The 25730-nt window shown below is 70.1% G+C and carries 31 protein-coding genes, 1 tRNA gene and 3 pseudogenes; 21 read left to right on the top strand and 14 right to left on the bottom strand.

The features are described from left to right. The first annotated feature begins 738 nt into the window (after positions 1–738). The gene (locus tag ACWZEH_RS14515) at positions 739–1884 is read left to right on the top strand and encodes an acyltransferase family protein (protein ID WP_456198711.1); all 1146 of its coding nucleotides are present in this window, start codon (positions 739–741) and stop codon (positions 1882–1884) included. Between the two features lie 480 nt (positions 1885–2364). On the opposite strand, the gene ACWZEH_RS14510 is transcribed toward ACWZEH_RS14515, so the two are convergent. Next, positions 2365–2811, bottom strand: a complete 447-nt coding sequence (locus tag ACWZEH_RS14510) for a hypothetical protein (protein ID WP_456198709.1) — start codon at positions 2809–2811, stop codon at positions 2365–2367. Beyond that, the gene (locus ACWZEH_RS14505; protein WP_456198708.1) at positions 2808–3074 is read right to left on the bottom strand and encodes a hypothetical protein; all 267 of its coding nucleotides are present in this window, start codon (positions 3072–3074) and stop codon (positions 2808–2810) included. Before ACWZEH_RS14505 ends, ACWZEH_RS14510 begins: the two co-directional genes overlap by 4 nt. Before the next feature lie 509 nt (positions 3075–3583). On the opposite strand from ACWZEH_RS14505, the gene ACWZEH_RS14500 reads away from it, so the two are divergent. The 6 genes and pseudogenes from ACWZEH_RS14500 (at position 3584) to ACWZEH_RS14475 (ending at position 6428) form a co-directional block, all read left to right on the top strand. Continuing rightward, positions 3584–3853 (top strand): type II toxin-antitoxin system Phd/YefM family antitoxin, encoded by a 270-nt coding sequence (locus ACWZEH_RS14500; protein WP_456198706.1) that lies wholly within the window; start codon positions 3584–3586, stop codon positions 3851–3853. Beyond that, positions 3843–4316, top strand: coding sequence for a type II toxin-antitoxin system VapC family toxin (locus tag ACWZEH_RS14495; protein ID WP_456198704.1), 474 nt, complete (start codon positions 3843–3845; stop codon positions 4314–4316). Before ACWZEH_RS14500 ends, ACWZEH_RS14495 begins: the two co-directional genes overlap by 11 nt. A gap of 138 nt (positions 4317–4454) precedes the next feature. Next, entirely contained in the window at positions 4455–5060 is a 606-nt protein-coding gene (locus ACWZEH_RS14490; RefSeq protein WP_456198702.1) for an ankyrin repeat domain-containing protein, read from the top strand. Positions 5061–5502: 442 nt separating this feature from the next. Next, complete coding sequence (locus ACWZEH_RS14485; protein WP_456198701.1) at positions 5503–5790, top strand: ScoMcrA-related endonuclease; 288 nt, start codon at positions 5503–5505, stop codon at positions 5788–5790. Between the two features lie 192 nt (positions 5791–5982). Next, positions 5983–6164, top strand: a pseudogene (locus ACWZEH_RS14480) (type II toxin-antitoxin system RelE/ParE family toxin); the annotation flags it as partial. Beyond that, positions 6164–6428 (top strand): annotated as a pseudogene (locus ACWZEH_RS14475) (helix-turn-helix domain-containing protein). The pseudogenes ACWZEH_RS14480 and ACWZEH_RS14475, both read left to right, overlap by 1 nt. Positions 6429–6856: 428 nt before the next feature. Here the strand turns inward: ACWZEH_RS14475 and ACWZEH_RS14470 are convergent. Together ACWZEH_RS14470 and ACWZEH_RS14465 are read right to left on the bottom strand one after the other, a co-directional pair. After that, entirely contained in the window at positions 6857–7423 is a 567-nt protein-coding gene (locus ACWZEH_RS14470; protein ID WP_456198699.1) for a Uma2 family endonuclease, read from the bottom strand. A gap of 601 nt (positions 7424–8024) precedes the next feature. Beyond that, positions 8025–8303, bottom strand: a complete 279-nt coding sequence (locus tag ACWZEH_RS14465) for a hypothetical protein (protein WP_456198698.1) — start codon at positions 8301–8303, stop codon at positions 8025–8027. Positions 8304–8345: 42 nt separating this feature from the next. On the opposite strand from ACWZEH_RS14465, the gene ACWZEH_RS14460 reads away from it, so the two are divergent. The 7 genes and pseudogenes from ACWZEH_RS14460 to ACWZEH_RS14430 all read left to right on the top strand — a co-directional run bounded on the left by ACWZEH_RS14460 (position 8346) and on the right by ACWZEH_RS14430 (position 12034). Next, complete coding sequence (locus ACWZEH_RS14460; protein ID WP_456198697.1) at positions 8346–8834, top strand: hypothetical protein; 489 nt, start codon at positions 8346–8348, stop codon at positions 8832–8834. 636 nt (positions 8835–9470) lie between these two features. Then, positions 9471–9839, top strand: coding sequence for a type II toxin-antitoxin system RelE/ParE family toxin (locus ACWZEH_RS14455; RefSeq protein WP_266079422.1), 369 nt, complete (start codon positions 9471–9473; stop codon positions 9837–9839). Further along, positions 9839–10162, top strand: a complete 324-nt coding sequence (locus tag ACWZEH_RS14450; protein WP_055593799.1) for a helix-turn-helix domain-containing protein — start codon at positions 9839–9841, stop codon at positions 10160–10162. The genes ACWZEH_RS14455 and ACWZEH_RS14450 overlap by 1 nt, the downstream gene beginning before the upstream one ends. Before the next feature lie 75 nt (positions 10163–10237). Beyond that, positions 10238–10744, top strand: a pseudogene (locus tag ACWZEH_RS14445) (transposase); the annotation flags it as partial. 89 nt (positions 10745–10833) lie between these two features. Then, complete coding sequence (locus ACWZEH_RS14440; protein WP_456198695.1) at positions 10834–11121, top strand: transposase; 288 nt, start codon at positions 10834–10836, stop codon at positions 11119–11121. Between the two features lie 86 nt (positions 11122–11207). Next, a complete protein-coding gene (locus ACWZEH_RS14435) occupies positions 11208–11387 on the top strand; it encodes a hypothetical protein (RefSeq protein ID WP_456200051.1) in 180 nt (59 codons plus the stop codon). Next, complete coding sequence (locus ACWZEH_RS14430) at positions 11324–12034, top strand: IS3 family transposase (protein ID WP_456199599.1); 711 nt, start codon at positions 11324–11326, stop codon at positions 12032–12034. Before ACWZEH_RS14435 ends, ACWZEH_RS14430 begins: the two co-directional genes overlap by 64 nt. 274 nt (positions 12035–12308) lie before the next feature. Here ACWZEH_RS14430 and ACWZEH_RS14425 read toward each other — a convergent pair whose 3' ends face one another. The 5 genes from ACWZEH_RS14425 to ACWZEH_RS14405 all read right to left on the bottom strand — a co-directional run bounded on the left by ACWZEH_RS14425 (position 12309) and on the right by ACWZEH_RS14405 (position 14120). After that, complete coding sequence (locus ACWZEH_RS14425) at positions 12309–12506, bottom strand: hypothetical protein (RefSeq protein ID WP_456198693.1); 198 nt, start codon at positions 12504–12506, stop codon at positions 12309–12311. Further along, a complete protein-coding gene (locus ACWZEH_RS14420; RefSeq protein ID WP_456198691.1) occupies positions 12503–13063 on the bottom strand; it encodes a hypothetical protein in 561 nt (186 codons plus the stop codon). The genes ACWZEH_RS14425 and ACWZEH_RS14420 overlap by 4 nt, the downstream gene beginning before the upstream one ends. Next, on the bottom strand, positions 13060–13392 hold the full coding sequence (locus ACWZEH_RS14415; RefSeq protein WP_456198690.1) for a hypothetical protein: 333 nt from the start codon (positions 13390–13392) through the stop codon (positions 13060–13062). Before ACWZEH_RS14415 ends, ACWZEH_RS14420 begins: the two co-directional genes overlap by 4 nt. A gap of 113 nt (positions 13393–13505) precedes the next feature. After that, a tRNA-Arg gene (locus tag ACWZEH_RS14410) sits at positions 13506–13578 on the bottom strand. Positions 13579–13739: 161 nt separating this feature from the next. After that, positions 13740–14120 (bottom strand): hypothetical protein, encoded by a 381-nt coding sequence (locus tag ACWZEH_RS14405; RefSeq protein WP_456198689.1) that lies wholly within the window; start codon positions 14118–14120, stop codon positions 13740–13742. A gap of 712 nt (positions 14121–14832) precedes the next feature. Here ACWZEH_RS14405 and ACWZEH_RS14400 point away from each other — a divergent pair. Next, positions 14833–15420 carry a hypothetical protein gene (locus tag ACWZEH_RS14400; RefSeq protein WP_456198687.1) on the top strand — a complete coding sequence of 196 codons (588 nt, stop codon included), beginning with the start codon at positions 14833–14835 and terminating at the stop codon, positions 15418–15420. Between the two features lie 271 nt (positions 15421–15691). On the opposite strand, the gene ACWZEH_RS14395 is transcribed toward ACWZEH_RS14400, so the two are convergent. Beyond that, positions 15692–17068, bottom strand: a complete 1377-nt coding sequence (locus ACWZEH_RS14395; RefSeq protein WP_456198686.1) for an NsdA family TPR-like regulatory protein — start codon at positions 17066–17068, stop codon at positions 15692–15694. 199 nt (positions 17069–17267) lie between these two features. On the opposite strand from ACWZEH_RS14395, the gene ACWZEH_RS14390 reads away from it, so the two are divergent. From ACWZEH_RS14390 to ACWZEH_RS14370, 5 genes are all read left to right on the top strand, one after another. Beyond that, complete coding sequence (locus ACWZEH_RS14390) at positions 17268–17399, top strand: lasso RiPP family leader peptide-containing protein (RefSeq protein ID WP_456198685.1); 132 nt, start codon at positions 17268–17270, stop codon at positions 17397–17399. 160 nt (positions 17400–17559) lie between these two features. Next, the gene (locus ACWZEH_RS14385) at positions 17560–19395 is read left to right on the top strand and encodes an albusnodin/ikarugamycin family macrolactam cyclase (RefSeq protein ID WP_456198684.1); all 1836 of its coding nucleotides are present in this window, start codon (positions 17560–17562) and stop codon (positions 19393–19395) included. Further along, positions 19379–19672, top strand: coding sequence for a PqqD family peptide modification chaperone (locus ACWZEH_RS14380; RefSeq protein WP_456198683.1), 294 nt, complete (start codon positions 19379–19381; stop codon positions 19670–19672). Before ACWZEH_RS14385 ends, ACWZEH_RS14380 begins: the two co-directional genes overlap by 17 nt. Positions 19673–19677: 5 nt before the next feature. Continuing rightward, a complete protein-coding gene (locus ACWZEH_RS14375) occupies positions 19678–20091 on the top strand; it encodes a lasso peptide biosynthesis B2 protein (RefSeq protein WP_456199597.1) in 414 nt (137 codons plus the stop codon). Positions 20092–20175: 84 nt separating this feature from the next. After that, positions 20176–21186, top strand: a complete 1011-nt coding sequence (locus tag ACWZEH_RS14370) for a protein-L-isoaspartate O-methyltransferase family protein (RefSeq protein WP_456198682.1) — start codon at positions 20176–20178, stop codon at positions 21184–21186. Between the two features lie 89 nt (positions 21187–21275). On the opposite strand, the gene ACWZEH_RS14365 is transcribed toward ACWZEH_RS14370, so the two are convergent. From ACWZEH_RS14365 to ACWZEH_RS14355, 3 genes are all read right to left on the bottom strand, one after another. Continuing rightward, the gene (locus ACWZEH_RS14365; RefSeq protein ID WP_456198680.1) at positions 21276–21698 is read right to left on the bottom strand and encodes a hypothetical protein; all 423 of its coding nucleotides are present in this window, start codon (positions 21696–21698) and stop codon (positions 21276–21278) included. 351 nt (positions 21699–22049) lie between these two features. After that, the gene (locus ACWZEH_RS14360) at positions 22050–23279 is read right to left on the bottom strand and encodes an MFS transporter (protein ID WP_456198678.1); all 1230 of its coding nucleotides are present in this window, start codon (positions 23277–23279) and stop codon (positions 22050–22052) included. Next, on the bottom strand, positions 23276–24691 hold the full coding sequence (locus tag ACWZEH_RS14355; protein WP_456198677.1) for an NAD(P)-binding domain-containing protein: 1416 nt from the start codon (positions 24689–24691) through the stop codon (positions 23276–23278). The genes ACWZEH_RS14360 and ACWZEH_RS14355 overlap by 4 nt, the downstream gene beginning before the upstream one ends. A gap of 280 nt (positions 24692–24971) precedes the next feature. Between ACWZEH_RS14355 and ACWZEH_RS14350 the strand changes: the two genes are divergently transcribed. Then, positions 24972–25337: an ArsR/SmtB family transcription factor gene (locus ACWZEH_RS14350; RefSeq protein WP_456198675.1), complete on the top strand. Its 366-nt coding sequence runs from the start codon at positions 24972–24974 to the stop codon at positions 25335–25337. A gap of 24 nt (positions 25338–25361) precedes the next feature. Here ACWZEH_RS14350 and ACWZEH_RS14345 read toward each other — a convergent pair whose 3' ends face one another. After that, positions 25362–25703, bottom strand: coding sequence for an ArsR/SmtB family transcription factor (locus ACWZEH_RS14345; protein ID WP_456198673.1), 342 nt, complete (start codon positions 25701–25703; stop codon positions 25362–25364). Between the last annotated feature and the right edge of the window lie 27 nt (positions 25704–25730).

The raw sequence follows: 25730 nt of genomic DNA, 5'->3' as shown, positions 1-25730 counted from the left end.
ACGGCGACCACTCGTGCGTCACGCGGCGCGGCCGGACCTGGCCGGTCGCGGGGGTGCTCGGCGACCGGAGGACCGGGGGCACGGTGGCGACCCGGCTCGACAGTGGTGGAGCGCTGTCGATGGCGAACAGTTTTGATGTGAGCCCGTCAACTGTCAATAGTTTCGGTAGTGATTCCAAAACATTCGCTCGCTGGCGGGCCATATGGACATGCGTTTCACCTGGTGCGACTCATGCGTCTCGAGCCGTATTGAAGTTGATCGCTTGAAACCATCGAATTCGAGACCGGAATGAGAGATCAACTCTTCGAATGTTTCGAAGATCTTTCCGATCTGTGGAGCGAAGTGTGGGGCGCGGCCGGACGTGATCGTCGTCTACCGGACCAGGTGGCCTCCGTCGTGAGCAGGTCCGCCCACCGCCTGCCGTCCCGCGAGTACTGGATGCGCACCGGGACGGTGGCGGGCGTCCGGCTGTCGGGGAAGTCCACCGCACCCTCGACGTGCGCGCTGCGGTCCCGCGTACGGGTGGCCGGGAACGAAACGAGCGGGACGGGCAGTGCGGCGGGGACGCCGGCCAGAGATGCGTCAGGGCTCCTGATGTACATGTGGAGTTCACCGTATGAACCTGAGCCGGCAAGCAGGCACTCCACGAAGATCGGCACGGTGTGCCCAGCCCCGTCAAGCCGAGCACCGGTACGGCGGCCGATTCCGCTGCCGAGCCGCTGTCAGGAGCACGCCGCCATGAAGGACAAGCCACTCCCGAGACGTGCCACCACCGTCTCCACCGACCGCGCCGGCGGGGCGGACCGGGCCAGGAATCCGTGGTGGGACAACGCGCGGTTCCTCTCAGCCCTGCTGATCGTGATTCTGCACACCGGTGGCAGCATCATGGAGCGGGTAGACGTGCTGCACTCCTTCCACATCGCCACCTGGGCCTTCCGGGTGCCCGCCTTCGTCATGCTGGCCGGTGTGTTCAGCAACGCGGGGCCGCTCGGCCCCCGCTCCCTGCGCACCCTGCTGCAGAGCATCGTGCTGCCCGCCCTCGCGTTCAGCCTGCTCTACTCGCTGGAGAAGTACTGGCTGGGCAACGAGTTCATCGTGCATGTCGTCCAACTGCCGTGGACTCTCTGGTTCCTGATGTCCCTCTTCTTCTGGCGGCTGCTCCTGCCGTTGGTGGTCCAGCTGCGTCACCCCCTGCTCGTCACCACGGGCGTCGCCCTCGCCGTGGGGTACGTCGAGGAGTTCGGGATGGCCTTCTCGGCGAGCCGCACACTCGTCTACCTTCCGCTGTTCTATCTCGGCTGGCGGATCGGTCAGGGCTTCCTGAGCACCTGGTTCACCAGCCGCTGGAGCCTGTTCGTGGCGGTCGCCGGCATCCTTTCCTCCTGCGTCGTGGGATGGCTGTGGCACAGGGACATCAAGGGCAACTGGCTTTCCATGCGCCATTCCTACTCCGCCGCCGATCCGCTGAGCCTGGAATGGGCCTGGGTCGTCCGGCTGCTGGTGCTGGCCTCGGCCGCGGCCCTGGTGCTCTGTCTGCTGCGGCTGACGCCCCGGCGGCGGCTGCCGCTGATCACCATGTTGGGCGCCGGCGGGTTCACGATCTACCTACTGCACCCGCTGGTCATACTGCCGGTCCGGGAACTGGGCTGGATATCGCGGGTGAACACCCCGGTCGAGATCGTCGGTCTGGTGCTGTGCGCGGTTCTGCTGACAATGGTGCTCGGGTCCCCGCCGGTGCGCCGCCTGGTCCGTCCGCTGACCCGGCCGTCCACCGGCTGGCTGTTCGCCCCCGTCCCGCCCGCGCCGCCGCCGCCGCAGCAGCAGCAGCCGGAGCGGGTACCCGCCCACGCACCACCCGCGCCGGAGCCCGTGCGCACCCCGTAGTTCCCCTTCGACGCCGACGCCGACGCCGACGATTTCAAAGGACTGGACGACCTCCTCACCGTCGTACCCGTCGCCCGCCCGGAGGTGCCCCACGAGGGCTGATGCCGGAGCACCGGCTCGGTGGGAGCACAACGGACTTCGTGGTCCGAGCGTGCCGCGGACGCGATCACACGGCAGGGCCGGTCCGGGGGATCAAGTCCCTCGGACCGGCCCTTGGCCGCGGTGCCCCCGGCAGGATTCGAACCTGCGACACCCGCTCGCGGAGTTTCCCCCTGGGCGGGGATGTGACCTGTGGAAATGTGGACCTCGAGGTGTCTGGCCAGGGGAAACACTCCTCCGCAGTTCTCACGTGTTCACAGTGCTTCCCGTTCCCGTGTGTGCTGAATACGTGCCGGTGGATGCCGTCCGACGAGGGCGCGGGTTGCTCAGGCGAGCCGGCGAGCCGGCGAGTGGTCGGAGCGAGGTGCGGGTGACGTCTCGTCAGACCTTCTCGATTCGCACGGAACGTCCCACGAGAAGTTGATTCATGTCGTCGGTGTCGGAGGTGAAGACGGTTGCCTGAGCTCCCTGCGCGGCTTCCCGCCCGGCCACGGCCGCCAGGACGGCGTCGATGGCGTACTTGTGCCCGTGCAGGCCGGCTGCCTTCAGCATGTCGCGCGCCATGGCGATCACCTGGTCGTCAGTGTGCACGATGCGGATCCTGGACAGCGTCCAGTTCCACAGTGCCTGCCTCGACGTTTCACGAGGGTCCCATGCCTCCAAGGTCGTGAGCGCCGAGGTGACGATCGGGATGTCCAGTCGCGGAGCCGTCTTGATCAGCGCAGCCATCTCCCGATCGCCCTGAACCGCCTTGGAGAGAGCCTCGGAATCGAACACGAAGACACGCTGTCGCGGCCGGTGCAGCTTCGCTCGGGCGGTGCGGCTCACGCGGCCTCGCCCGAACCGGCCCGCTGCTCGTCGTGCCAACCGTCGATGGCGGCGATGCGGTCCAGCGCTGCTTGCTGCTCGTCGTCCGTCACGGCGCCGTGCTCTTCTTCGAGACGTTCGGACAACTCGCGCAGTCGGTCCATGGCGTCCTGATGAGCGGCGGCGGCTGCGATGTAACCGGATACCCCGCGCGCGTCAACGCGCTCCTTGATCGATTCCACCAGCTCTTCCGGCACGGTAATGGTGATCTTCCGGGTTGCCATACTTTAAGTATGCCAGGTCTTCTCCAGCGCGGCCCGGCCTCTTCGGGGCCCTCGCCTGCCGGGGCCGCCCTTCCGGCGGATACCGCGCAGGTCTGCGAGAGGCGCGTCCAGGGTGCGTGGGGATGTAGGGCCCTTCGTGGACTCCGGGCGTGAGGAAGGCCCCCCGTTCGAATGGAACGAGGGGCCTGGGATTCTCCTACCTGCGGTGCGGACAGCGCCCCGGCGGAATTCGAACCTGCGACACCACTTGAGGTGTTTCCCTTGAGCGGGCTGTGACCTGTGGAAACGTCGACCCTGGGATGTCCGGCCCGGGAAGCACCCCTCCGTGGTTCTCGTGTCTGCGCGGGGCTCCCCGGCCCCATGTGCGCTGAATCCGTTCCGGGAGGGGGTTGCCCGTGCCGCCCGCCGGCCGGCCCTGATCGCTCGCTGCGTTCACGACCGAAGGCTTGTCGGTCCAAGGCTTTCGACATGGAGTGCTACTCGGTAGCACCCGGTGCTACCGTGATGGTATGAGCGTTCAGCCCGAAATCACCCAGCGGGATCTGCGCAGCCGGTCCCGAGAGGTCATGGACGCCATACAGGGCGGCCAGTCGTTCACCGTCACCTGCGACGGACACCCGATCGGTGAGCTCGTCCCGCTGCGCCGACGCCGTCGGTTCGTCTCCCGTCAGGAGTTCGCCGCGATGTCCAGGACCGCTCCCGGCATCGACCTCGACACGTTCCGCGCCGACCAGGACGCCACGGCCGACACCTACCCGGACGATCCCTGTGCCCGCTGACCGCTCGGCGTATCAGCGGGGACTCCTCGACACCAGCATCATGACTCTGCGCCGGTGGGTGGCCCCCGAGGAACTGCCGGACGAAATGGCGATCACCGCCGTCACCCTGGCCGAGCTGTCCGCCGGTCCGCACGAGGTCCGTCGCGACGACGAACAAAGCGGCTGCGACGAACACGCCGAACGTGCCCGCAGGCTCGACGTCCTGCAACGCGCCGAGAACGAGTTCGACCCCATCCCCTTCGACGCCGACGCGGCCCGTATCTACGGGCGCATCTGTGCCGCGGTGATCAGTGCCGGCCGCAAGCCGCGCCGCAGGGTGGCCGACCTGATGATCGCCGCCATCGCCATCGCCATGGCCGAGGGCCTTCCCCTCTTCACCACCAACCCCGACGACTTCAAGGGGCTGGACGACCTCCTCACGGTCGTACCGGTCACCCGCCCGAAGACGCCCCACGAAGGCTGACGCCAGGGCACCGGGTGGGCCGGGGCACTCCGGAGCCTCCGTCGATCCCGGAGCGGTTCACTGTGTTAGCCGTTTGTCCTTTGACATCGAACCGGGGCCGTTTGTCGACGGGCTCGGACGGCCAGGCATGATCACGACATGGGCAAAGCGGAGCAGTCGACACGGGCTGCCAAGGACGGGGACGCGGCTGTGGTGGCATGGTTGCTGAGTGCGGGTGCCGGGGTGGATGCCCCGAATACGGCTCGGCGTACCGCACTGGATCTCGCCGTGCGGGAGGGACATGCCGAGACTGTCCGCCTGCTCCTTGCGGCGGGGGCAGATCCGCAACAGCGGACAGGTGAGTACGACGAGTCGACGCCGCTGTGCCAGGCGGCGATGCACGGGCACACGGAAGTGGTGAGGGTCCTTCTCGATGCCGGTGTCCCCACCTGTGCCCAGGGCAGGATGAGGCACGTGCCGTTGGTGCTGGCAGCGACGTCCGGAGACCAGGGGCACCCGCAGACCGTGGACCTGCTTCTGGACCGCGGGACGGACATCGATGCGGTGATGAAGGACAAGACATCTCTGGAGTGGGCGGCCCTCTTCGGGCAGGTGCAGATGGTGCACCATCTGCTCGCTCGCGGCGCGACGCCCACGGGGAAGGCGCTGAGGAAGGTACACGAACACGCCAAGCGGTTCCCGAAGGCCGCAGCGCGGTACGCGCTCGTCATCGATGCCCTGCATGCCGCTGGTGTCGAGGGCTGAACCTCCGGCCTTCCAACCTGGCCGGCAAACGGTCCAGGTTCGATGTCAGAGGACGCCGTTGTAAGTCGCGTGTTCGCCAGGTCGTCGCCGCTCAGGATCAGCTGCCCGTAACAGTCCTGGTACTCGGGCTCGAGCGTGGCCCGCATCAGCGTCTCGAGGCGGCCGACCAACTTCTCGTACCGGCGCCGGGCCGACTCATCCTTGACGGGCGTCCCGCACAGCTCCCACCATCCGCGCGCACAGCACGTGTGCTGCAGCGGCCGCGTACCCGCCCACGTCCTGGCCGTCGACCACGACGACGCGGGAACGCCCGTCGAAACTCAGCTGAAAACGGTTTGGCGTCGTCACCGACGGGGCCCGCGCCCACAGCCGGACGACCGCCGGAGGGCTCCTCCTGGCCGGCACGGCCCCGTATGTCGGTGGCTTCGTCTACTTTCCCATCATGACGCTGAACGAAATCACTCGACCTGCGATCCTGCAGACTGTTGCGGAGTACGACCGGCTCGGTCGGGATGCGTTCCTGGAGAAATACGGATTCGGGCCTTCGCGTAGCTACCTGCTCAAGATCGATGGCAAGGAGTACGACTCAAAGGCCATCGTGGGGGCGGCGCACGGTCATCTGTCCGGACGGGATCCTCTGGGACGCGACGAGTTCTCCGGCGGCAAGGACCACGCTGCCAAGCTGTTGAGCGACCTCGGATTCGAAGTCGTGGTCCGTGCGGCGGGCTGATCCCTGACGGCACCCGGTACCGAAGGCTGCCGGACCCGCGACCTCGGCGCGAGGGAACGGTGCGAGTGGCTCTCCGGAGGGCAGGAGAGCCACTGCGGCGTGGGTTGATCAGTGCTGGTCCGATGCGACCGCAATGCGTTGAGTCACGAGCTGCGCCGTCCGCGACAGACGTTCTCGATCCTTGCGGCGAACGAGGTCGTGCGCATCCAGTACTGGCTGGCCTCCGGGCAGCGGATCGTTCTGCTGACGGTGTTCCGTAAGACGAGGATCGTGATGCGGCGGAAGTCGAGCGTGTGCGGCATCAGGCACTGAAGGTCTGCGAGGCCGAGCACGGCCGGGCCGAGCGCACGTACGAGCGGCGCAAGGAGAGTTGATGAATCACAGCACGTGGAGGGCGCGCCGGGCCCGGCGACCTCGGGCAGGCGGTTTACGACCGTCGGATCGAGTTCGGCCTGTCCCAGACCGAACTGGCCGAGCGGGCCGGAATGACGCAGCCTCAGGTGCCCCGGATGGAAGGCGGCGACACCGTGCCCACTCTCCCGCTGCTGCGACGCCTGGCCAAGGCCCTGAACGGGACCCTGAACCTGGCCATCGACGAGGGCGATTCCCGCGTCACCTTCACACCGCACGCCGCCTGAGACCGGGCCCCGCCCGGCCCGTCGAGGACGCCGTCGACCTGAGTCGGTGCGCGTCGTGGATGCCTGCGGATGAGTTGACCGGACGAGCCTGCCGCACGCCGGCGGCTTGGCCGTGAACGTGCCGGGCCTGTAGCGGTCGCGGGAGAAGACCTTGGCGAACCGGATAGAGAGGAAGACCCTCCCGTCCGTCGGACGGAAGGGCCTCTGACCAGCTGTTTCTCTGTGCCCCCGGCAGGATTCGAACCTGCGACACCCGCTTGAGGAGTGGGATCGAATCCTTGCCGAGGGAGGCCTGGCGCTGCCACGCGGTGCTGTTTCCCCTGGTCAGAACTGCGCGACGAGCCACTTGATCCGGCTCATGCCGCCCTGTATCGGGCAGTCCGCTCACGCATCGCTCACGCGCCGCCGGCTGCTGAGCAGCGCGTGCGTCAGATCTGCCCGAGGTCGATCTCCACCGGGAACGGGGCCACTACCTTGAGGACGCCGGTGAACACGTCCCCGTCCCGGTAGGTCTGCGTCGCGGGGTCGAGAACGTACGTGTACACGAGAGGAACGCCTGTCGCGGCCTGCTCGATCCGCCAGTAGAAGCCGATGCCCGCCTTGGCGTACTGGTCGACCTTCACGATCCGGTCGGTGGTCTCCGAGCCTGGCGACACAACCTCCGCGACCAGCAGCACGTGCTCAGGGCGAGTGGGGGTGATGTCGATCGTGTCTGCGCGGTACACGACGACGTCCGGGCGGCGATTGGTGAGCGGGACGTCCTGAAGCCGGACGTCGAAGTCCGTGTCGGCGTTCCACTCCGGGCCCGCGGCGGCATCCAGGGCGTTCGCCGGAATCCGGGCCAGCCGGTTGTGCCGCTTGGACGCGCTCGGACTCACGACGACCATCCCGTCCACGATCTCGATACCGGCGCACTGCTCCTCGGACCAGGACTCGTACTCCTCCGCCGTGATCTGCTCATGCATCCACGCCGGGGCAACCATCTCGGCCGTCATGAAGCACCTCCCGGACACTGTGGTGCGGGCCCGACCCCGCTGGATTCAGCGTACTGTCTGCCGTCCGTCCGGCACGCGTGTCCCGCCCACGCATCCTCCCCTTCGGCCGCCATCCGACCAGCGCGCCCACGGCAAGAGCGGGGACCCGGCGCGGTGGCCTCGTCACCAGGGGGCCGGAACAGGCCAACGGCACCACTGACCCAGGGCGGCTGCCGCCAGGCAGAGACGCCTACGACGACTTGGGAGGACGACGACGTGCCTTCGGCCCTCGGCGACCCTCTGCCGGTCTGGGAGGATGTAGACGTGCCATCTGCCTTCAGTGACCCTCGTCCGGTCGGCTGGCGGGACTGCGATGACGTGCCGCGCGTGCTGGAGATTCTGGATGCCGACGAGACAGAGGATTCGTGAGCGACGGCCGAAGGGCGGCCCGGACGTGACTCTGGGCCGCCCTCGCGGTCCCGTGTCTTCTTGGATGAAGCATGATGTCAGCTGACCAACAGGCCTGATGCGCGATGCCCTCACAGCCGTCCCAATCCGGCCGTTCTTGTTGGCGCCTGCCATGCCCCGCGCGGGCAGTGAGAAGTGGGTGTCGTTGTGGACATCACATTTCCGCACGGTTTCTGAGACGAAGCCGGCCACCCCGGGTGCGGCGCCGAGGAGTTTGCGCGCGGATGAGTTGGGCGCGAGCTCGATCACCCGCGTCCCAAAGGAGATCGACGCAGGTGCGGGTATCGGCGATGAACTGGCCGTCGGCTTTGGCTCCGGCGAGGGCTTCAGGGCCTCCCTCGTGCACGACATCGACGAAGACGATGCGGGCGTCGTCGCTGTTGGTGATGAGGAAGCCGGCGCCTCCTCGTCGATGTCGATTCTGATGCCCCACGGGTCGGGAGATGCCCCCACGGCCCCGGAGTCTGGGGGAGTCGTGTCCCATGACCAGCAGTTCATCCCCGTGCCCGTCCCTGCTCAGCACGTCACTCGTGTCTACGCCCTGCTTGCCGAACTGGACCTGGAGGAGGGCGAGATGAGCAGCCCACTGCCCGGCGGGACCCAGGGGGCCGAGCCGGACGGAAGCTGGCCGGTGGAGGAGTGGACCGAGAACCCCGGGTCGCTCATCGCCACGGATCTGCCGTCGATCCAGCGCGTTGCGGCCATGCTGGACTTCCTCGCCGCTGAACCGGAGCGCGCGTACAGCACCACCGTCCTCGTCGAGGGCATCAACCTCGACCGCGGTCAGATCAGGGGCGCCCTGGCTGCCTTCACCCGGCACCTGCACGCGCACTACGGTCGCGGCAACTGGCCGATGAAGTTCGAGCGGGCCACCGACCCCGAATCCACCTACCCGGCTGAGGCGTCCTACCCTCTCGACAAGGAGAATGCCGCTCGCTGGCAGGAAGCACGCGCCACGGCGTAGTGCGCTCGGCGGGGTGGGACCCGGTTCAGCGGCCTACTCCGCCGAGCCGCCGGCTCCGCTACCGCTTCGGCCGTACCGACACCGAGAAGCCGGCCTCCAACAGCTCTGCCGCGAACGCCGAGACCTCGTCCGCCGAGTGCTGACCCGGTCGGAAAGGCCTGGCTTCCGGCAGTGGCGGTGGGTCCGGCTTCGGCTCCGCCGTGGGCTTCCGGCCCCGCGGCCTGATCTGCTCACGCTCGCCCGCTCGGATGCGGTCGGTCCCGGCCCGAACCGTTGCCCGCCCGCACCGCTCACGCAAACGGCCCCGGACGAGGAGTCCGAGGCCGAGTAGAGCGCCTCCCTGGGAGGTAAACCCCAGGTCAGCGGCGTAATGCGCTGTGCCCCCGGCAGGATTCGAACCTGCGACACCCGCTTTAGGAGTTTTCCCTAGGCGGGGCTGTGGCCTGCGGAAACAGCGGTCTCAGGGTGCCTGGCCTGGGAAAACACCCCTCCGTAGTTCTCATGTGTTCGCGAGGCTTCCCGGCCTCATGTGTGCTGAATCCGTTCCGGGCCGACTGCAGGGAGGCCTCTTGTCGCAGGTCGCGGAGGGCCGTGGAGGCTTGCGCTATGCAATTGGAGGTATATACCGTTGATTGCATGACGGAGCGGTGGGAGATCGAGATCGAACCCGAGGTGCGGGATTGGCTGGAGCTGCTTTCGTTTCGCCTCTACCGGCGAGTGGAGGACAAGACGGACCGTCTGCTGGACGAGCCGACGACGCTCGGTGAGCCGTACTCGCGGCACCTGGGCGGCAAGCTGCGTGAGCTGCGCTTCGAGCTGGACGGCGAGGCCGTGCGCATCCCGTACTGGCTCGCTCCCGGGCAGCGGATCGTTCTGCTGACGGTGTTCCGCAAGACGCGGATGCGTGAGGCGGCGGAAGTCGAGCGTGCGCACCAGGCCCAGAAGGTCTGCGAGGCCGAGCATGGTCATGCCCAGTACACCTACGAGCGGCGCAAGGAGAGCTGATGAATCACAGCACGTGGAGGACGCGCCGGGCCCGGCAGCTTGCGGGTGAGGCGGTGGAGTACGACCAGGAGTACGTCGACGCGCGGCTGGCTGGCGACCTCGGGCAGGCGGTCTACGACCGTCGGATCGAGCTCGGCCTGTCCCAGGCCGAGCTGGCCGAGCGGGCTGGGATGACGCAGCCTCAGGTGTCTCGGATGGAGGGCGGCGACACCGTGCCGACGCTTCCGCTGCTGCGCCGCCTGGCCAAGGCCCTGGATGGCACCCTGAACCTGGCCATCGACGAGGGCGACTCCCGTGTCACCTTCACCCCGCACGCCGCTTGAAACCGAACTGCCAAAAGGCCCCGGACCAAGCTTGGGTTCTAGCGATCGTCGCAACACCCCAGTTCAAGGGGTGCGATGTTCGAGATCCGCCAGACCCGGTCGGTGGCTCAGGGTCGTAGGAAGTCGACCCGTGAGCGGGAGGAATACTTCCGGCTCGTGCAGCAAGGCGTGAGTTACACGGAGGCGGCCAGGGTCGTCGGCATCAACCTCCGCACGGGAAAGCGATGGCGCAACGGCCGGAACCCCTCCGGCCGGCAGAAGGCGGCGCCACCGGCCAGACCGGTTCTGCCGCCTTCTGGTGTGTCCCGGTACCTGCGGGAAGCCGACCGGATCTACATCGCCGACCGGCTCCTGGAAAAGGCGACGATCCGGGCGATCGCCGCCGAACTGGGCCGCAGTCCCTCCACCGTCAGCCGGGAGATCCGCCGCAACCGGCATCCCGTCAACGGCCAGTACCGTCCCTTCGCCGCCCAGGCCCGCGCGGATGACCGCCGTCCCCGCCCCAAGCCCCTGAAGATCAGCCAGGACCCCGAGCTGTGGGCCGCCGTCCAGGCAGGTCTTGACGAGCGGTGGAGCCCGGAACTGAGGTTCCCCCCGCCGGCCGGACAGTTTGATACTGGGACGGATGGTCCCGGAGGAAGCAGTCACAGGCAGTGAGTAGCAAGAGCAATATGAGCAAGCGGTACACGGCCGAGTTCAAGCGGGACGCGGTCGCCTTGGTGTTGTCCTCGGAGAAGACGGTCACCGAGGTCGCGAGGGATCTGGGCGTGAGTCCGGAAGGGCTGCGCGGGTGGGTGAAGCAGGCGAGGGTCGACCGCGGTGAGGGGCCCGCCGGGGCTTTGACCACTGCGGAGCGTGAGGAGTTGGTCCGGCTGCGGCGGAAGGTCCGCGAGCAGGAGGCCATGATCGAGGTTCTGGGAAAAGCGACCGCCTTCTTCGCTCAGGACAAGATGAGGTAGACACCGCGGCACGGTGTCGTTTCATCGGTGCGGAGAGGGCATCGGAGGGTAATCCTGCAGGTCACAGCGTTGCGTTTCTGTGCCGTGTGCTGGGAGTGCCCCGTTCCGCCTACTACGCGCACCGGGTGTCACGGCCGGCCCGGACGGTGCGGGAGCGGGCCGAGGAGGTGCTGGTGGGCGGGATCCGGGTGCTTCACGCCGGATCTCGCGGTGCCTACGGGGCCCTGCGGATCCACGCCGCCCTGCGGCGGCCGGGCGGGTGGTGAACTCCAAGAGGGTCGAGCGGCTGATGCGCAAGCACCGGATCGTCGGGATCACCCGCCGTCGGCGTCGGGGTCTGACCCGGCAGGCGAAGCGGGCGGTGTTCGCGCCCGACCTGATCGGCCGGGACTTCACCGCGCCCCGGCCCGGGGTGCGCCTGGTCGGCGACATGACTGAACTGGGCACGTGGGAAGGGAAGTTGTATCTGGTGACCTGTATCGATCTCGCGACGCGGGTGGTGGTCGGCTGGGCGATGGCCGATCACCACCGCGCCGAGCTGCCGGTCGCCGCCTTGCGGATGGCGGCCGGGCGTGGCGGCCTGGAGCACGGTTGCGTCATGCACACGGATCGCGGCAGCGAGTACACGAGTGACGAATTCCGCACCGAAATACGCAAGTTGCGCATGAGGCAGTCGATGGGGCGCGTCGGCTCTTGTTACGATAACGCCGCCGCGGAAAGCTGGTTCGCCATCCTGAAAGCGGAGATCGGGACGACCATGTGGGAGACCCGCGAGGCCGCCCGGGCCGACGTTTTCCGCCACGTCGAGGTCGAGTACAACCGCAGCCGGCTCCGTCGGCACCCCGACTACGGGTACGTCACCCCGCTCGAAACGAGATCCCTGCTCAGGCAGAACCTCGCCCCGGCAGCGTAAACACCCGCTGTCCAGTTCGCGGGGGAACTTCACTGGACACGTACGGACACCTCTTCCCCGACCGCCTCGATGAGGTTTCGAAGAAGATGCACAAGCGCCGTGCCAAGCAGTTGGCCAAGGCGAAGGCTGAACTGGCGAAAGCGGAGAGGAAGGCCCGCAAGGCTGCCGAGGCGGTGGCGGTCCTGGAGGACGCCACAGCATGATGTGTGCCTGATCTGTGCCGAGGCACAGGAACCGATGAAGCCGGAACACCGCACCGGTGAGGGCTCGCCGCTCAGAACGGGAGGTCTGCGACGTCACCCGGCGCGAGATCCCATCCGGCCGACGACGACGTCGCGGTCGGCGCGTCGCACACCGCGAACGGGTTCCGTCGGACTTCCAGGCCCGTCGTGTCCTCGCCCCACGCGGAGAGGGCCTCGACGGCCCGCTCCTGGTACTGCCACAGGGCGCTGACGGCCAGCGTCTCCCTCAACAGCGGGGCCGTGGCCGTCCGATGGTGGCGCAGGCAAGGGTCGTCCAGCAGGGGGACGCAGGCGGCGAGGGCCGCTTCACGGACTGTGGATCGTGGTCGTCGAAGCAGGCGGAGACGGCGGAGAAGAGCAGCGGGCGGATCTCGCGGGTCCGGACGAACGGGGGGTGGTCCTCGGGTGGGAAACCGAAGCGGCGCATCGTCGCCTCGGCCTGGTCGTCGGCGGCGTCGGCCACTGAGTTCAGCCACCCCAGCAGTTCGGCACGCATCGGCCCAGAGAAGTCGTGGGGCTTCTTGTCGACCGGCAGGGCGGTGCGCGGGTCGAGGAGGATGGCGGCCACGTAGAGCGCGGCCGGGACCGTCGCGGCGTAGAGGGTGTTCTGGTGGTGCACCACGTGGTGCAGGTGGTCCAGGGCCTGGGATCTCGTGTGTTGGTCGTCGGTCAAGAGCGCGACGAGCTGCGCGGGAGTGTCCTCTGCCGTCCCGTAGGCGTGTTCCAGGGCGCCCCAGTCGGTGTTAGCCAGTACCGCGGCGGGCTCGGGCAGGATCACCGGGCTCACGGATGCTCCCGCCTGGCCCGGTCCATCGCCTCGGCCGCCGCGTTTTCGGCGAGCTGCTGGATCTCCTCGGGCACCCCGCGCTCGTCGAGGACGAAGAGCTGGTCCCCGACAAGCCTGGTGGCCGGCTTCCAGCCGAGACGGCGCCCCGCCTCCCGAGCGGCACGCCGGACGTCCTTGAGCTCGCCCATCTCTGCAAGATCGTTGCCGCTCAGGACCAGCTGTCCGTAGTAGCCCTGGTACTCGGGTTTGAGGGTGGCCTGCATCAGCGACCCAAGGCGGTCGAGCAACTTCTCGTACCGGCGCCGGGCCAGTTCATCTTCGACGGGCATCGTGCACAGCTCCCCACCATCCGCGCGCACGGCATGTGTGCCATATGTGTGCTGCAAGCACAGAGGCCCTCCCGTTCGCTGGACGGAAGGGTCTCTGACCTGGTGTTTCTCTGTGCCCCCGGCAGGATTCGAACCTGCGACACCCGCTTTAGGAGAGCGGTGCTCTATCCCCTGAGCTACGAAGGCGGGGATCTGTCGGAAAACGTGTCCGAAAAGTCTGCCAGGGTGGGCGGACCGCTCAGGCTTGCTTTACGACAGGCTGTGGTGGCAGCCCGTGAGGGCGCAGCCATCGCGGTCAGTGTAGCGGGTGGTGCCTGATGCGAGGACGGAGAGATGTGCGTACCGGCTCAGCCTGCGAGCGCGTGGGCGAGCTTGGTTCGGGCGACGGAGTTGCTCAGCCAGGCATAGCCGATGCAGATCAGCAGGGCCGCGTTTGCCCCGTAGGCGGGGACTCTCTTGTGAGGGTGGCTCTGGTCGAAGCGCGAAGGCGGGGGCTCGCTGTCCTGGCGGAAGCCCTTGGGGCGGCGGCCGGCGTGGGTGTCCGGCGGGATCTGCCGCAGGTGCTCGGTGCGGTTGAAGCGCTGCCGCTTGGTCGAGGGACCGGTCTCCGGGTCCTCCGGGGGTTCGTCGACCCGGATGCGCAGGGTGTGGTTCTTCACCCGGCAGGGGATGGTCAGCCGGTGGTGGAAGCGGGTCCGCTTCGACTCGCGGCGCTCGAGTTCTTCCACGGGCAGCGGCGTGTAGTGCGTCGTGCCGCCGACGGTGATCGGGCGTTCGCGGACACGGCTCCCGGCGACGTACAGGCCATGGCGGCAGGAGCCGTTCTCGAACGTTGGAGGGGCTCCGGCGCGAGCCCACCGTGCTGAGTGGTGGAGACGACGGGGCCGTCCGCGATGAGGGGGCACGGTGGGCTCCGCGGAGAGCAGTGTCAGGAGGGCAGTGTCATAGGTGATGGCGCGCAGGCCAGGGGCTCGGCGGAGGTATGCGCCGCGCGCCGGGAGAAGCGGCTGCGGGCCGATTCGCCACGGGTCGCAGCAGCAGCGTGCGCGGCGGAGGGAATGCTCGGCCGCCGCCACTCCATGGGGCACACCGCCGGGAGCATCGCCGATTTGCGGATTCTCGATCACCGCCACGCGTCGTGGCGGATGGACGTCATGGAGTGGGCGTACGCCCGGCTTTGCGGCCGGGTCCCTGCATCGATGAACCGGTACGGCTCCAAGTGACCGTCCCGAATGGCTGCGCGTACGTCTGACCACGGCGAAAGGCCGTGGGTTCGAGCTTTCCGAAGGGGGTTCGTAGCCGAACTCGCGGGTAGTGCGTCCGCAACGGTAGCGGGGCGGGCCCGGGTTCGTCCTGGCCCGCCGAACCCGCGGCCAGGCCGCAACCCGTACGAGTGACAGAGGGCTGCGACCAACGCCGCCGCGGTGGGAGACTGTGCCGGTGTCGGGATTCACGCGGGATACCAAGCACTACGGCGACAAGCTCGTGTACGAAGCGCTGGGCACGAAGTGGCGCCGCTACCACGATGGTCATTGTGGGTGCGGGCTGAACTGGGTGACCGAGCACGCCGAGCCGGCCGGGTTCACCGTCGTGCGCGCGGGCAGCGGCTGGGTGGCCCTGACCGGGCCCGGCCTGACCGAAGGTGTGGACGAGTCGGCGCTGACCGCGAACGCGCTGTGGGAGGCGGTCACCGGTAAGCCCGGCGAGGGCTGGGTGGAGACCGTGCACGTGATGGACCGCAGCGAGGCGGCGGAGAAGAAGCGCAAGGCGGAGAACGACGCTGCGTACGCTGACCGGCGCGAACGCGCCGCTCAGTCGAAGAAGGACCCGGCCACCCCGGCCCAGCTGAAGTACCTGAGCACCCTCGTCGCCAAGGCCGGGCGCGAGCGGTTCGACACCGCGTTCAACAAGGCGGTCAAGGGCACCGGTGCCGCTCCGCGCGGCGCCGAGGAGAAGACGCAGGCGGCTCTGGGGCGGCTGACCAAGGCGGCCGCCCGCAAGCTCATCACCGCGCTGGTCGGCCCCTGACACTGCCTGCTGAGGTGACAGCAGCCGCGTGTTTGTCCTGCGGTTCGTCCGCCTCTCTCGCAGCGGTGGACGCCGAAGGGGCCCGGGGTGCCATGGGGAACCCCGAGGACGGGGGCACCCTTCGCACGGTACTGGGGGGTCGTAGATCAAGGGCGTTCTTCCAGGTCACGAGTGGTCGGGCGGGGCTCGGTCACCGTAGCGGGCCCCGGCGGGGGCGGTCTGGAGCCGGGCCGGGTCCGTCACTTCCTGTCCCCGGCCCGGGGTGTGGGGGTCAGCGGCGGTCGCTGAGGAAGTCGCGGGCGCGTTCGTCGAGTTCGGCGGCGCATCGCAGGCCGCGGGTGCGGAAGCGGGACAGGTCACGGCGCATGTTGCCCACGGCCTTGCGGGTCCGCCCGGACTGGACGCCGTCCATGTGGTCGATGGCCCGGCCCCAGGTGGCGCACGCCTGCTCGATGCTGCCCTCGGCGGCCTGCATCTCGGCCTGCGCGACCAGGTCGAGGGCGACGATCCGCGCGTAGGTGCCCGGCGGCCGGCTCGTCGCCGCCGCCCCGTACATCGCCGCGGCCCGGCGCCGATCGCCGAGCGTCTCGAAGACCTTCGCCGTCCGACTGTGCACGGTAGCCGCAGGCGGCCCCCACGACAGCGCCCAGAACGGCACGTCATCGCCCTTCGCCGAGCTCAGGGCGGTGCGGGCGCGCTCGACCTCCCGCACGGCCTCCTGCCGCTGGCCCGCCTTGGCGAGGGCGTGGGCGTGGGTGACGGCGAACAACGCCTCGGTCTGGGTGTCGACCCGCCCGTGGACCTTGTCGACGGCGGAGGCGGCTAGGGCCAGGCAGTGCTCGGGCCGGTGCAGCCTCATGCCCTGCTGGGACATCGTCCTCATGACGAACGCGGCATGCCCAGTGATCTGGGACTCGTGGGCCAGGGCGTACGACTGGAGGTAATACCTCTGCGCGAGGCCCTGTTCCCCGCCGTCGTAAGCCCGCCACCCGGCCTGGTGAACACCGACGGCGGCGGCGGACAGCATGTGACGGTGGTCGTCCTCGGAGCTGAACCGGCCCCGGCACAGGGCCGCGACGTCCGACATCAGGTACTGCACGAGAGCGGATCGGCCGTGCTGGCCGCCGTGGCGTTCGTCCATCACCGCGAACATCGCGACCATGTCGCGCACCGCGGCGACGTCCGCGTGCCCGACCCGGGCGCCGGTGCGGGCCTTGGCCGCGCGGGAGGCGATGTCGGTGACGTGTTCCAGTGGCAGCACGGCGGCCGCGACCGAGTACGCGGCGCCGGACAGGAAGCGTCGGCGGTCCAAGTCACCCCTCCAGATCGGCATCAGGGCCTCCAGCGGGTCATCACCGAGGGACAGTCCGATGCTGTCATTCTCCCAACCGGCCGGGACCGGCAGGCCCAGATCCTCCGGGGTCAACGTGCGCCCCAGGCGGCGGGACAGGGCGATGGTCAGGTAGCGGCCGGTCTGCCCCGAGGGCATCGCCCCGGCGATCCAGTGGTCCACCGCCGACTTGTTCGTCCGCAGCGATTCGCCCATCTCGGCCGCGACCTGGCGGACCGCGTGGGCGAGCGCCGCATAGGTCCACCCCGATTCCGCGACGGCGTCCCGCAGCCTGGCGTTCGGTAAGCGCTGGGTCATGACCGCCCCCGTATACCTCGTATACCCATCCGTGCTTCCCAACCGTACCGACGAAGGGTCACCGCCGGTTGACTGTTGGTCATGCCCGGCAGCACGGCAGACCGGATTCTTGGGGCCGCCGAACTGCCGGGATAGGCACGGCCGTTCACTGCACGTCCGCTCCCGGACGCCAGGGACGGGACACGAAGGAGGATCCGCCATGGAGCACACCACGCAGACCCCCACCGCCTACCAAGCGCCCATCGTGCTGGACGCCGGCGACGTCGTCGAGGTGACGCTGGGCACCCAGAACTTCGACACCGCCGACGACACCCAGTACAAGAACGCCTGACCTTCGGGTCCGCCGGGCCGGACGGGGTGCACGCCACTTCGTCCGGCCCGGCCCAGGGGGCGCCGGGTCCGCCATACCTGTGCTGGGGCACAGACGGGCGGGCCCGGCGCTCTTTTCGGTTCCTGACGAGGCACGACGACGAGTGAAGGAGACGGCGGCGATGCGGTGGAGCGCGGGACGGTACGGAGGCGGAGATGAGGCCAGACGGCCCCGGGGCGGGCACCCGGTGCCCGGCGTCGAGGCGGCATGGACGGCGGGCTGGCCCACCCGGCGGGTGCGGTCGGTGAGTGACGGGCCGGTGTCGCTGGCCGTGATCGGGGACTGCGGGGCCGACGACGACCAGCTCGCCGCGCGGCTCCCGGCGGTGCGGGCCAGGCGGTGGCGGGAGCTGACCCGGTGGCCCGGCTCATACCTGGCCGTCGCCCGCAACGGGCCGACGCTGGCCGTGCTCGGTGATCTGGCCGGGCAACACCCGGTGTACTGGCGAAGCCACGGCGGCACGGTGTGGTGGGCAACGTCCGCGCTGGCGCTGGCCGCCCTCGACAGGGCTCCCGTCGACCCCACCGCGCTCGCCGCGCACCTCGCCCTCGCCCAGCCCGACGTCCTTGGGCAGCGCAGCCTCATGCGGTGCGTCAACCGGGTGCCGGGCGGGCACCTGCTGCTGGCCGACCCCACGGGCGCCCGAACGGTGCGGTTCGAGCCGGCCGCGTACGAGAGCGTGGATCTGCCGGTCGCCGCGGCAACGGTACGGGCCGCACTCGGCGAAGCCGTCGCCACCCGCCTCGACGGACGCCCGGTCAGCGCCGACCTGGCCGGACTCGACTCCACCACGCTGACCTGCCTCGCCGCCGAGCGCGGCCCGGTCTCCGCCGTGACGTTCGCCGACGAACGCCTGCGCGACGACGACCTCCCGTACGCGACCCGCACCGCTGCGGCGGTGCCGAACCTGGCCCACCACGCGGTGCCCGGCACCGCGCACACCGTCTACTACGACGGCCTGGACGACCTGAGCACACTGCCGGTGACCGATGCGCCCAACGCGTACGCAGTGACCGCATCAGTCAAGCGGGCCGTGCTGGACACCGTGGCCGCCCACCACCCGGCCCCCGGTCTGCACCTGACCGGTTCGGCCGGGGACGCGGTGCTGTCCGCCCCCTCCTCCTACCTCGCCGACCTGCTGCGCGAACACCAGCACCGCCGGGCCTGGCGGCACGCGCTCGGCCACGCCCGGCTGCGGCACACCTCCGCCTGGTCGGTGCTCGGGCGGGCCCGTCCCGCCTCCCGTACCGGTCTTGCTGGCGCGTGGCGGCAGACAGCCGCCGAACTGCGCGGCCCCGTACGGGAGTGGATGCCGCAGGCGTCCCGTCCGGTGTCATGGACGCCGCTGCTGGCCACGGCCGACTGGATGAGCCCCGACGTCCGCCACCAGCTCGCCGCCGCCCTCGACGCCGCCGCCGACCAGTCGGACGACGCGCCCGCACGCCTCGCCGCGTGGTCGGGCCGGCAGGACCTGGCCCGTCTCGGCGCCGACACCACCGGCTGGCGTGAGATCGCGTCCGCCGGGTACGGCATCGACCTGGTCGCCCCGTATCTCGACAACGAGGTGATCCGGGCCTGCCTGGCCGTCCCCGCCGACCAGCGCGGCGCCCCCGGCCGCTACAAACCGCTGCTGAACACGGCGTTCACCGGGGCCGGGGTACTCCCGCCCTTCGTGCTCGCCCGGACCACGAAGGGCGGCTTCAACGCCCTCGCGTACGCGGGCCTACGGGAGAACGCCCCCGTCCTTCTCGATCTCCTCGGGCCGTCCTCGCGGCTGGCCGCCGTCGGACTGGTCACCGAGAAGCCGGTGGCGCGGATGCTGAACCGGGCAGCTGCCGGACAGCCCACCGCCCAGGGCGCCCTGCACCTCGCGGTCTCCACGGAGGTCTGGCTGCGGCAGCTCGACACCGCCGCCCCGGCCTGGTGGGAGGTGAACTCCCGTGTGGCAGCTGCGTGAGAGCGCCCACCCGGTCCTGACCGACGAGGGCGGCGCGATCCTCGACGAGCGCACGGGCCGCTGGACGCACCTGACCTCGACCGCGTCCGCCGCCGTGATGCTCCTACTCGCCGGCACCACCGAGGAGGAGGCCGCCGGGCAGTACGCGGAGCGCTACGGCATCCCCGCCGGGCGGGCCAGTGCGGACGTCCGTACGGTCGCCGACGCGCTGACCGCGCAGGGCCTCGCCGTCGCGGAACCGGCGTCCCGGAGCCGTGGGTGGGGGTGGTGGCGGTGACGAGCATGGAGGCGTACTCCACCGTCCGCACCGGGACCTTCCCCGAACGCCTGGCCGCGGCCGCCGGTCTCGCGCTGGCCCTGGTTCTGCTGCGGCTGCCCTTCCGGCACACCGTCCGCATGGTGCGTTGGGTCCGGCGGGCGGGACGCCGGCCGCTCGCCCCGGAGCGGGCCGCGGCGCTGGTCGAAGCGGTCCGGCACACCGGCCACCTGTGGCCCGGCCGCGCCGCCTGCATGGAGACCTCCCTCGGCGCGGTACTGGCCGCCGCACTCATGGGGCGGCGCCTGAACTGGTGCCTGGGGGCCCGGTTCGCCCCGCCGCCGGTCGAGTACCACGCCTGGGCCGAACTACCCGGCCGCGGTCCGGTCGGCGAATACACCGAAGCGGGCTGGCACCACCACACCGCACTGACCATCTGACCGCGTCACCGGGCGCCGTGTCCTTCACCCGCCCGGAGCAGTTGACCGAATGCGTGTACCCGTACCCCTTGAAGGAGTGAGCCGATGTCCGCCGTCGCCCTGGCCGCCGAGACCGTCCCCGAGCGCCACTACACCCACCACGAAGGCCGCGGCGCCACCCCGCACCGCTCCAACCCGGCCGTCATCCACCGCGAACTGACCACCCTGGGTGTCGAGACGGGCATGAACGTCGTGGAGTTCGGCACCGGCTCCGGCTACTCCGGCGGCCTGCTCGCCGAACTCGTCGGCCCCACGGGCAAGGTGACCAGCCTCGACATCGACACCTACCTGACCCGTTGGGCGGGCCTCATCCACCATCAGCGCGGCGTGGACCATGTCCGCTGCCACGCCGCCGACGGCGTCGGCGGATTCCCCGAGCGGGCCCCGTACGACCGAATGGTGGCCTGGTGCACCCCGCCACGGTTGCCCCAGGCGTGGGTGGACCAGGTCGTCGACGGCGGCCTCATCGTCGCCCCGCTGCCGATCGCGGCCGTGCCCAACATGACCGTCGTCGCCAAGATCCGCGTCACCGGCGGCGAGCCGGTGGTCGAGGAGGTGTTCACCGGCGGGTACATCGAGGCGACCAGCTCGCCCAAGGACAACCTCGACCTGCCCGGCCGGTGGATCGACTGGGAGAACCGCGTCCCCGCCCCCTCCTGGATCTCCATCGCCTGGCGAGGCGAGGACGACCACCTCCACACCGGTGCCCGCACCGCGCTGGAGCGGCTGCTGAAGGATGCCCACACCGAGCCGTACACGGGCGCGGAGATCGACCTGCCGTCCTGGCGGACCTTCGCCGCCATCCGCGCAGACCACCGCCTCACCATGGCCGGCCTGAGCCCGGACCTGTGGGCGATCGGCCACACCACCACCACGACGGCCGCCGTCCTCCAGCAGGACGGCACGATCCTCGCCGACGCCCCCGACTCCCCGTCCCTGACCGTCCTGCGCGACTGGCTGAGGCAATGGGAAGAGGCTGGGCGCCCCGCCCCCGCCACCTACATCCCCACCCTGGTCCGCACCGACGACGGCTGGGACCTGCGGCTCACCCGGTAACCCTGCCGCTCACGCATGATGCCCGGAACGCTTCCGCGTTCCGGGCATCGTCGTCTGTGCAGGCTGACCACGCTCCAGCCAGACATCGGTCACATACGTGACATCTCTCCGCGTAGGGCCGCGATTCCCCATTCCACATCCGGGGCGCTCATCTGCTGTTCCAGGGTCGCGCGTTCCAGCAGCGCCGCCATGTCGAGGATCTGTGCGTTGATACGCCGGAGTTCGGCGAGGTTGCCGTCCAGTTCCGCCAGGCCGCTGCGGCGCGTGCCGCTCAGGTTCGGCAGAGCCGCCCAGCGCGCGGACTGAGCCTCGAACAGCGCCAGGTCCTCCTGCTGCTCGGTGTAGACGCGCTTGATCCGGGCGACGTCCGCGTCCGTCAACACTCCCGGTCGGCTCAGCCCCTCCTTCGTCGTCTCCGCGTTCTCCCGCACTTCCCGCTTCCACGCCGCCGTATGGCGGAGGAAGAACGAGAGCTTGGAGATCGGGTGATCGATCGGCGTCGGCTGTGTCATCCCACGAAAATAGCGCTGGACCTGTGCCAATGAGGGAAGAACCCCATATTGAGGACGGCGGTCCCGGGCGGGGAACGTCATTTGGCCGCGACGTCGCCGGCCGCGGGCCTCGGCGGCGTTCCCGCGTTGCGGAGGCTGAACCGACGCCTCAGCTCACTGCGAACGACCATGCGTCATGGATAGCGGCGGACCGTCAGGAATCTCGACGGAACGTCGGACTCTCCATGCGATCGAGTGAACCCCCGCTCACCAGTACCGCAGGTCAGAAGATGATGGCCTGTGCAGAAAGAACTGACGGGAGTCCCGACATTCGTCGTGCCGCGTCCGTTCGCCTTCCGGAGCTCGGCCCGTTCAGCGAGCGGGGCGGGGGCGCACGGTGATGCCGAGGGCGATGACGGAGGCCAGCAGGGACAGGCCGGCCAGTACGCCGAACATCTGCGGGTATCCGCCCATGGGCAGGGCGAGTGCGGCTCCGGCGAACGGTGCCAGTGCGGCGGCCGCTGTGGCGGGGGCGGCGAGGAGGCCGGACAGCCGGCCGTAGTGGGTGGTACCCCAGTGGTCGGCCACCGCGGTGGCCTGGAGCAGGGTGAGGTTGCCTCGGACCGTTCCGGCCGCGATCGACAGGACGACCAGCAGGGCGTACGGGCCGGGGGCGAGCGCCAGGGCGGCTGTGGTGACGCCGCCGAGTGCGATCAGGGCGGTCGTGCGGGCGGTCGGGCGGGTGCGGCGGGCGAGGGCGGCGTACAGGGTGCGGCCCAGCGTCTGGCCGGCGCCGCCGAGGCCGAGCGCCCAGGCGGCCTGGGCGGTCGTGCAGCCCCGTTCGAGCAGCAGCGGGACCAGGGCGATGACGACGGCGTACATCGCGAACGACGAGAGGGTCAGCGCTGCGGCCAGCATCCAGAAGGGGCGGGTGTGCTCGGCCTGGACAGACCCCTGCTCGACGTGGGCGGGCGGCGGTGGCGCATCCGGCCAGGGTGCTCTCAGGGCCAAGGCGTGTGCCGGGATCGTGATCGCGGCCAGGACCGCGGCCAGCACCACGTAGGTCATGCGCCAGGACATGTGGCCGGCGAGGGCAGCGGTCACGGGGGCGAAGACGGTGGAGGCGAGGCCGCCGGCGAGGGTCACGATGGTCAGGGCGCGCAGGTGGTCGGGGGCCCACCAGCGGGTGAGGGCGGCAAAGGCGGGCTGATAGAAGGTGGCCGCCATGGCGAGTCCGGCGAGTAGCCACCCGGCCGCGAAGACGGCGATGTGGGGGGCGGCGGCCACGACCAGGAGGCTCAGGGTGCCGAGCACCGAGCCGGTGGTCATGATGGTGCGCGGCCCGCGGTGATCGAGCAGGCGGCCCACACGGATGCCGGCGAAGGCCGAGACGAGGAGTGCCGCCGAGAACGCGGCCGTGGTCATACCCGTGGACCACCCGGTGCCGGCGGTGATCTGGGGGTTCAGGACGGGGAAGGCGTAGTAGACGATGCCCCAGCTGGTGACCTGCGTGACACAGAGGGCGGGCAGGGCGGCGCGGGGCCGCGACCGGTCCCCTGTTCCGGTCGCGGCCCCGCTGTCCCGGGTGTCGAGGTCGGTCACGAGCCGCAGCAGCCGCCCGCCGGAGCCTCCTCGACGGCCACAGCCGCTGCCACAGCCGCTGCCGCTGCCGCAGGCGCGCCGAGCTGGACGAGCTGGGGCTCCGGCGCGGCGCAGCAGCCGCCGCCGTCGGCCTGCTGGGCCTCGGGGGCGTCGAACAGGCCCGCGCCGCCGCAGACTCCGGTGTCGGGGAGGGTGAGTTCGACGCGGTCGGCGGCGTCGAGGTCTCCGGCGATCGCCGCGGCGACGGAGCGGACCTGCTCGTAGCCGGTCATGGCGAGGAAGGTCGGGGCGCGGCCGTAGGACTTCATGCCGACCAGGTAGACGCCCTGCTCGGGGTGGGACAGCTCGCGGTGGCCGTGCGGGTAGACGGTGCCGCAGGAGTGCTGGTTGGGGTCGATCAGCGGGGCCAGCTCGACCGGGGCCTGGAGGCGCTCGTCCAGGTTCAGGCGGACCTCGGACAGGAAGGACAGGTCGGGGCGGAACCCGGTCAGCACGATCACCTCGTCCACCGGCTCCAGCCGCCGTCCGTCCTCGCCCACCAGCACCAGACGACCGTCGCCGTCGCGTTCGAACACCTCGGCGCGGAAGCCCGTGACCGCGTCGGCGTGGCCGTCGTCGACGGCGGCCTTCGCCGCCAGGCCCAGCGCGCCGCGGGCGGGCAGCTGGTCGGCGGTGCCGCCGCCGAAGGTGGAGCCGGAGATGCCTCGGCGCAGGATCCACACCGCGTGCGTGCCCGTGCCGTCGTCGGACTTGGCCAGGTCGGCGAGGTAGGCCAGCGCGGTGAAGGCGGAGGCACCGGAGCCGATCACGGCGGTGCGCCTGCCCGCGTAGCGGGCGCGGACGGCGGGGTCCTTCAGGTCCGGGACGCGGTAGGTGATCCGGTCGGCCGCCGCCTTCTCGCCGAGCGCGGGCAGTCCGCTGCCGCCGGCCGGGGACGGTGTGGTCCAGGTGCCGGAGGCATCGATCACCGTGCGGGCGAAGATCCGCTCCTCGCGGCCGTCGGCGTAGGCGACATGCACGACGAAGGGCTGGGTCTCGCGGTCGGCGTCGACGATCCGGTCACGGCCGGCCCGGGAGACGCCGGTGACCGTGACGCCGGTGCGGACACGGTCTCCGAGGACATCGGCGAGGGGCTGCAGGTACTGCTCCGTCCAGTCCCCGCCGGACGGGTACGTCGCCGGGTCGGGCCTGGTCCAGCCGGTCGGGGCGAGGAGCTTCTCGGCGGCCGGGTCGACGACCTCGCCCCAGGTGGAGAACAGGCGCACGTGGCTCCACTCGCGGACGGCCGCGCCGGCACTGCCGCCTGCTTCCAGAACGAGGGGCTCGATGCCGCGCTCGACGAGGTGGGCGGCGGCGGCGAGTCCGGCGGGGCCGGCTCCGATGACGACGACGGGGAGCTGCTGGGTGCTCATGATGCTCGGTCTCCTCAAGGGGCGAAGGGGTTCAGCGCGTGGGTGAAGGCGGTCAGCCGGATGTGCTGCCGGAATTCTTCCGCCCGGGCGGCGCTGTCGCTGACCTGGGCACAGGTGTCACAGAACCTGGCACCGGATCAGATGGCGGGCGGCGCGGCGCGGCGGGCGCGGGCCACGGTGAGCACGGTACGGGGAGCGGCAGTCATGGCGACTCCTTGCTTCGATGTCTGTCGATGCATTGGAGCTTGCCACCCGTATCGACGAGTGTCAACATAGACGCATGCCGAAGTCAGAGGTTGTGGAGCTGCCCGTCCTCCAGGAGGGCAGTGCGGTGCCGTGCTGCCCGCCGATCACGGCCGGGGAGCTGTCCCCGGCGGACGCGGAGAAGATGGCCACCATGTTCAAGGCCCTGTCGGACCCGGTGCGTCTGCGGCTGTTCTCCAAGATCGCCTCCCATCCGGGCGGGGAGGCGTGCGTGTGCGACATCTCCGACGTCGGCGTCTCCCAGCCGACCGTCTCCCACCACCTGAAGAAGCTGCGCGAGGCCGGCCTGCTGACCTCCGAGCGGCGCGGCACCTGGGTCTACTACCAGGTCGCCCCGTCCGTGGTGGCGGCCATGTCCGCCATGCTCGATCTGCGCGGCTGACCACCGCCGCCGGGACGGCGGCGGTCAGTCACCGCGGTCGGGCGGGCAGCAGCGCAGCAAGTACTCCTTGAGCGCGTCCAGGCGGCCCGCCATGGTGGCCCCGTCGGCGCGGTAGAAGACCTGCTTGCCCTCCTTGCGGGAGAGGACCAGGCCGCCGCGGCGCAGCAGGCTCAGATGCTCGGAGGCGGTCGACGGCTTGAGGCCGCACCGCTCGGCGATCTGCCCGACGGTCAGCTCACCGCCGCCCGCGAACTGCCGCATGACCAACTGGCGGGTCTCGCTCGCCAGGGCCTTGAGGAAGTCGGCCGTCGCCAGGTCGACCCCCTCGCTCACGCCACTGCTCTCCGGTACCGCTTCACGGCTCATATTTCGTCACTTCCCGAAACAACGACG

Source organism: Streptomyces yamdrokensis (assembly GCF_053890455.1).
This window is presented reverse-complemented; position numbering and strand designations above follow the sequence as displayed.